Genomic DNA, 2,421 nt, shown 5'->3' with positions numbered 1-2,421 from the left:
GCAGCGACGTCGGCGTTGAAGCAGCGCAAGTGACGGTAGCCGATGTCGTCTGCCACGAGAACGTCAGTGGTACTGCCAGGAAGTGTCAGTGGATTGCTTCGATCGTGAACGCGCCGTGCGTGTGGGACAGGCGGAGGAGTGGCGCCAAGGCCCGATGCTGCACCCCGTCATGTGCGGCTCGGTATTCGCTCCGAATCCCCTGACCTGACGCGACCGGGCGGGCTCAGTGGCCGGCTTCGGCCTCGGCCGTGACGTCGCGGATGCCGCGCGGGCGTCCGGCCTTGACCCACATCCGGTGCAGGACCGCGGCGATCGCGACCGCGGCGACCAGGGAGGCGATCGGCTCGCCCCGGGAGAGGTTGACCACCAGCACGAAGGCGACGGCGACCGCGCCCACGAGGTTGACCGCCGCGTGTCCGAAGCGGCGTTCGCGCAACAGGACCAGCCGCTGGTCGTCACCGCCGGCCGCGATGATCACGACCGCGGAGACGGCCAGGAAGAGCAGCACGCCCCAGTACGGGGCGTGGTGCAGTTGGTACGTCCCCACACGGCGGGCAGGATTCCGGCATCGGTGCCGCCATGGCCGTGGTGGCGGGCCAGTGCTTTCAGCAGGCCGGGCCCGACCTGGAAGGAGGAGGACGCGGCCGAGAGCAGCAGCAGCGCGGTGAGGATCTGGAAGATCGCGTACAGGGTGCCGGGGGCGGCGTTGTGGGCCAGGTCCAGGACGGGTGGGCATTCCTGCCGAAGATGCGCAATCCTGGATGATGTGTCTGGTCGCGCGCAGCCCGCACACGCGGACGCGATCGGCGACCACACCGGAGGTTCTACAGCCGATGAGCAGCCCCGAGCATGAACCGGCAGGCGCCCGCGACACCACCGAGGGTCACACCTACACGATCACCGGCGGCGACTGGGACGAGATCTTCTCCGCGGCGGAGAAGGCGGACGACGAGCGGATCATCGTCAACATGGGTCCGCAGCACCCGTCCACGCACGGTGTGCTGCGGCTGATCCTGGAGATCGACGGCGAGACGGTGAAGGAGGCCCGCTGCGGCATCGGCTACCTGCACACCGGCATCGAGAAGAACATGGAGTTCCGCAACTGGGTCCAGGGCACGACGTTCGTGACCCGCATGGACTACCTGATGCCGCTGTTCAACGAGACGGCCTACTGCCTGGCGGTGGAGAAGCTGCTGGGCATCACCGACCACATCCCGGAGCGGGCGAGCGTCATCCGCGTGATGATGATGGAGCTCAACCGGATCTCCTCCCATCTGGTCGCCGTGGCCGCAGGCGGGATGGAGATCGGCTCCACCACGCTGATGGTCTACGGCTTCCGTGACCGCGAGGTCATCCTCGACATCTTCGAGCTGGTCACCGGCCTGCGCATGAACCACGGCTACGTGCGGCCCGGCGGGCTGGCGCAGGACCTGCCGCCCGGCGCGCTGGACGATATCCGTGAGGGCGTGAGGCTGCTGCGCTCGCGGCTGCCCGAGTACGACAAGCTCGCCACCAACAACCCGGTCTTCAAGGCCCGGCTGATGGACGTCGGCTATCTGAACCTGGCGGGCTGCATGGCGCTGGGCGCGACCGGCCCGATCCTGCGGGCCACCGGCCTGCCGCACGACCTGCGCAAGTCGCAGCCGTACTGTGGCTACGAGGGCTACGACTTCGAGGTCGAGACCGCCGACACCTGCGACTCCTACGGGCGGTTCCTGATCCGGCTGCACGAGATGGAGCAGTCGCTGCGGATCGTCGAGCAGTGCCTGGAACAGCTCACGGGCGGCGGCGGCGAGGTAATGGTCGCGGACAAGAAGATCGCGTGGCCGGCCCAGCTGGCGCTCGGCGCGGACGGGCTCGGCAACTCGCTGGACCACATTCGCAAGATCATGGGCGAGTCCATGGAGGCGCTGATCTACCACTTCAAGCTGGTGACGGAGGGCTTCCACGTCCCGCCGGGGCAGACCTACACGGCGGTCGAGTCCCCCAGGGGCGAGCTGGGCGTGCACGTAGTCTCCGACGGCGGCACGCGCCCCTACCGGGTGCACTTCCGCGACCCGAGCTTCACCAACCTGCAGACGATGGCCGCGATGTGCGAGGGCGGGCAGGTCGCGGACGTCATCGTCGCCGTGGCCGGCATCGACCCGGTGATGGGAGGCGTGGACCGGTGAGAGCCATCGCGTGACCGTGGTTGACTCGTCCGCCCGTTCCCCGACTCCGGCGACGGCTGCGGCGACCCTTGGGCACCCGACCGGCATCACCGGACCTGTGGCCCTCGGCCCCTTCGGGGTGCCTTTAACGAGCGGCGAACCAGGTGACAAGTAACCCGCCAGTAGCCTTCAGATCGAAGGGGCGGGCTTTTGTCCTGTCTGGGGCCGGGGCCCGGGGAACGGAACGGGAAACCGGTGTTGCTGTCAGGAG

Annotated in this window: 2 protein-coding genes; one reads left to right on the top strand and one right to left on the bottom strand. The window is 68.5% G+C overall.

The genetic code is table 11. The annotated features are described in order from the left end of the window. Nucleotides 1–223: 223 nt before the first annotated feature. Nucleotides 224–547 (bottom strand): hypothetical protein, encoded by a 324-nt coding sequence (locus J5X86_RS50090; protein WP_208523219.1) that lies wholly within the window; start codon nucleotides 545–547, stop codon nucleotides 224–226. Nucleotides 548–833: 286 nt separating this feature from the next. On the opposite strand from J5X86_RS50090, the gene J5X86_RS50085 reads away from it, so the two are divergent. Next, on the top strand, nucleotides 834–2,171 hold the full coding sequence (locus tag J5X86_RS50085) for an NADH-quinone oxidoreductase subunit D (protein ID WP_161561897.1): 1,338 nt from the start codon (nucleotides 834–836) through the stop codon (nucleotides 2,169–2,171). Nucleotides 2,172–2,421 lie beyond the last annotated feature (250 nt).

It is taken from the genome of Streptomyces sp. NEAU-YJ-81 (assembly GCF_017592595.1).
In the GTDB taxonomy this organism is placed as follows: Bacteria; Actinomycetota; Actinomycetes; order Streptomycetales; family Streptomycetaceae; genus Streptomyces; species Streptomyces hygroscopicus_B.
The sequence above is the reverse complement of the archived record's forward strand: the minus strand, read 5'-3'. Positions and strand labels throughout refer to the sequence as shown.

Excerpts from the sequence above, each read along its gene's own strand:
- J5X86_RS50085 (WP_161561897.1), top strand. The coding sequence starts at position 834 with ATGAGCAGCCCCGAGCATGAACCGGCAGGCGCCCGCGACACCACCGAG.